The organism is Frankia sp. CeTa3Moorea (assembly GCF_978021225.1).
This window is the reverse complement of record NZ_CDXDOR010000095.1, coordinates 16,331-20,150: the sequence shown is the minus strand read 5'-3', so window position 1 is coordinate 20,150 and position 3,820 is coordinate 16,331. Positions and strand designations below refer to the sequence as shown.

Below are 3,820 nucleotides of genomic sequence, written 5' to 3'. Positions count from 1 at the left end.
GTCGGGGCCGCGCCACAGGTAGGCGGTCAGCCGCTGGCCGTGTTCCCGTTCCTGCTGGGGGTTGGCGGGCAGGGGCCAGCGGAGCTAGGTGTAGAGGACGGTGCGGTGCTGGTCGTAGGCGGCTTCGATCAGGTCCCCGAAGACCTGGGCCCGGGCCGGGACGATCACGACGACGGCGGTGACGGCGACGGCCAGGCCGATCGGGATGGCCAGGATGGTCAGGGGTGCGAACGCGCAGAACAGCGGCCCCCAGATCGCGGTGGTGACCGCGCTGTCCGGTGAGCTGCAAACGGTTGGTGTAGTCCGCGGCTCCGGCGACCCGGTGGGTATTTTTCCACCCTGCCGGGTGCTTTGTCTTCCAGGACGACAGGTGTCGTCGCCGCCGTCAGCGGCGGGGTCGGCACCGGGGACGTGCGGGGCAACCTGTTCGCCGATGACCCGAATCGCGATGAAGGAGACCGCGGCGTCTCCACGCCATCCAAGATCTTCGTGGCCCCGCCGGCTCGGCGTCTCGCGTGAGCCGGCAGGAACGTGGGCCGGCAGGACAATCTCAGACGGCCCGGGTGGGCACGCGATCTACCCGTCATGACCGTCTTCGCCCCGGCCTGCCCCACCTGGTCAGCCACCGCCTGGAGGCAGCCGCACTTAACGGCGAACTTAACCGCCGTAGGCTCGTATGATGCTGGCTATGGTCGGTGACAGGGCCTCGCATGCCACGCCGTTGTCGGTGGCGCGGTCGCTGCGTCTGCTCGGCGATCATGTGTCGACCTGGCGGAAGCTGAACCGGCTGACCGCGGCCCAGGTCGCCCAGCGAGCCGGGATCTCCCGGGACACGCTGCGCGCCATCGAGCAGGGTAAGGGCACCGCGAGCACCGAGAACCTGTTCAGGGTGCTACGCACCATCGGGATCATGGATGCCGTCGTCAGGGCCACCGACCCGTACGAGACCGACGTCGGCCGGCTGCGCATGGACGAGATCCTCCCCAAGCGAGTACGGCGCTGATGGCCGGACGGGATCCTGTCGAGGTCACCGTCGAGATCGACGGGCAGGAGACCGCCGCCGGGACGTTGTGGCTTCACGACCGCGGCGGACAGAGCGCCACGTTCCGATATGCCGACGCCTACCTGACCAACCCGGCCGGATACGACCTCGACCCGGCACTGGCCAGAGCCGCCGGCGTCTTCCACACGCCGCCGGGGTCGGCCATCTTCAACGCGTTCGCCGACAGCGCCCCCGACCGATGGGGCGAGAACCTCATGAGGCGTGAGGAGCGCGAGCGCGCCCGCGCCGCCGAGACCACACCTCGCACTCTCGGTAAGGCCGACTTCCTTCTCGGCGTCCGCGACGACACCCGCCAGGGAGGTGCCAGGTTCCGCCAGCCGGCGACCGCCACCTACTATTCGACGCACCGGCACGCGGTCCCACGGCTGATCGACCTGGCCCGGCTCATGCGAGCAGCCGACCGCGTCCGCGCGGAGGGCGACTTCGACCGCGACCTCGCGGACCTCATCGACGCAGGTAGCTCGCTCGGCGGCGCGCGCCCCAAGGCGGCGGTGCGGGACGTGTCCGGGCGGCTCTCGATCGCCAAGTTCCCGCGTTCGGACAGTGACGAATGGGACGTGGCCGGTTGGGAGGAGGTACAACTGAGACTCGCTCGCAGAGCGGGGCTTACCGTGGCGGAGTCGGAACTGCTGACCGTTGCCGGCCGGCACGTACTACTCCTGAGCCGCTTCGACCGCATCGGCGCGCGGCGTCTGGGGTTCGCAAGCGCCCTGACCATGCTCGAGGCCTCCGACGGGGACCTCCGCAGCTACCTCGAGATCGCCGAGGTAATCGAACGCTACTCGCCGAGAGCTGACGCCGACCTGCGTGAGCTCTACCGGCGGATCCTGTTCTCCATCCTGACCGGGAACACTGACGACCACCTGCGCAATCACGCGTTCCTGCGCGAGCGAGACGGCTGGGCGCTCTCTCCTGCCTACGACCTCAACCCCAATCCGGACAACCCGGCCCGGCTGAGCACGGCCGTCGATCTCGACAACACCGACGCAAGCATCGACCTCGCGCTGTCGGTGGGCAACTACTTCCGCTTGTCGCCGCCGAGGGCCCGCGACCTCGTCAGGGAGGTGGAGACCGCCACGGCGGGCTGGCGGCAGGCCGCAGCCGGGCTCGGCATCCCGAAAAGCCAGGCCGACCGGATGGCAGTGGCCTACGAGAGCGAACAGCGACGGATCGCCCGTGCTCTCAGTGTGCCTTGAGATGTTGCCGGCGGTTACGACGAAGCACGCCCGCGGCGGCAGCGCTACAACGCGACCCTGGCAGACTTGATCGACGCTGGCCTCCTGCGCGCTGGCGAGCGGCTCGTCGGGCGCCGCAGCGGTCGGCTGTTCCCAGCGACCCTGACGGCCGACGGCCGGATCCGCACGGCCTCCGGCGAGGTCTACCGCTTGGCGAGCGCCGCAGCCAAGGCTGCTCCACCGGAGCGCCCAACCCGGGCGACTGGCGGTTCTGGCGAGTGGAACGAACGAACGACACGCTGTTCGCGACCCGTGCCCGATACCTGCTGTCCTCCGGCGCCGAGCGGAACGGCTGAGGCATGCGGGCCCGCCCCGACGATCACGGTCGCGAGACGGGTCGAGGTGTCCGGAACCGCCAGGCCTACAGAACACCTGTTCGATTCGGTAGATGATGTCACGGGCGGCGCGGTCACTGGACATCTCCCCTGCTCAGATGTCCGGTGACAGGCATCTCGGCCCGTCGACAGCCGTGACCTGGGCAGATCAACTTCGATGGCAAAATCCGTGGGCGTCCTTTTGCCGTTGAAGTCAGCCCCCGGCCACCGAACCATGATCTTGCCAGTCAAGTCGGCTCTTCGGGAGTGGCCGCGGGCGGTGAGGAGGGCGACGACGGCTCTGATTGTTTCGGGGTGGGTGGCTGCTTCGACGAGGTCTGGCTTGGTGGGACTGAGGCCAGGGTTCGAGGCGATGGCCTTCGCTGTCTCCCGCTCGGTCAGCTTGCCTCCCCGGCGCATTCCGAACAAGGCCGAAATCATCTCGTAGTCGAGCAGGCCGGGTGCCGCAAGCGATGCGACACCGGCGAGTCGACGGCGCACGGCGACCCCGCCCGCGCTGTGGTCTGTCAGCGTTCACACCAACGCCGAACAGTCGATCACGGCCATGACCTTACTGTAGCCGCTGCGCCTGCAATATGCAGGCACAGCGGTCCGGGTCGTCAACGCGCCGCCGACGGTCGCCGCGTCCCGCGGTCGACGGGAGCAGTCCGCAGCAGACCGCGATTGCCGCGGCAACCGCCAGGAGTGTGGCTGCGATCTCAGGACCTGCCAGATCCACGGAACACCCGTTCGACCCTCAATTCTACGGAAGGAAGGACAACTGATGCCCCGATAGGACGGCGTTTTCTCCCCGCCGTAAACGGCGGGGCCTCCACGCCACAAAACCGGTAAGGAGGGGGCGACCGAGGAGAATGGTGAAGCTGGAGGGGAGCCGGAGCGCCGCCTTCCCGCCACCCGCGCGCGGCGGCCACGGGGCGCGGGCACCGGACATCGCAGAGCTACGATGTCCGGTGCCGCGGTAGCCGGAGAACCCGGGCGAGCATTGCCGATTGGAATCCGTTCCGGACGCCCTGGCCAACCCCGCTACACGTCTCTCCTAGCGGTTCGCTGTATTTCAGTGGCGTTCCGTCCGGGTCCTCTCGTCAGCTCAGTCCCAGTCCCAATCCCAATCCCAGTCGTCCTTGTGGTGCCGGTCCTTGCCGTCCCAACGGTCCTTACCATCCCGATGGTCCCAACGGTCCTTACCG

2 protein-coding genes and 2 pseudogenes are annotated in these 3,820 nt (G+C 68.5%); 3 read left to right on the top strand and 1 reads right to left on the bottom strand.

All coding sequences use genetic code 11. The features are described 5' to 3' along the window. Positions 1–282, bottom strand: a pseudogene (locus tag AC08OV_RS16250) (hypothetical protein); the annotation flags it as partial. Positions 283–688: 406 nt separating this feature from the next. On the opposite strand from AC08OV_RS16250, the gene AC08OV_RS16245 reads away from it, so the two are divergent. From AC08OV_RS16245 to AC08OV_RS16235, 3 genes and pseudogenes are all read left to right on the top strand, one after another. Continuing rightward, positions 689–1,003: a helix-turn-helix domain-containing protein gene (locus AC08OV_RS16245; RefSeq protein ID WP_476614964.1), complete on the top strand. Its 315-nt coding sequence runs from the start codon at positions 689–691 to the stop codon at positions 1,001–1,003. Continuing rightward, positions 1,003–2,259 (top strand): type II toxin-antitoxin system HipA family toxin, encoded by a 1,257-nt coding sequence (locus AC08OV_RS16240; RefSeq protein WP_476614963.1) that lies wholly within the window; start codon positions 1,003–1,005, stop codon positions 2,257–2,259. The genes AC08OV_RS16245 and AC08OV_RS16240 overlap by 1 nt, the downstream gene beginning before the upstream one ends. Before the next feature lie 33 nt (positions 2,260–2,292). Next, a pseudogene (locus AC08OV_RS16235) lies at positions 2,293–2,742 on the top strand (restriction system modified-DNA reader domain-containing protein); the annotation flags it as partial. Positions 2,743–3,820 lie beyond the last annotated feature (1,078 nt).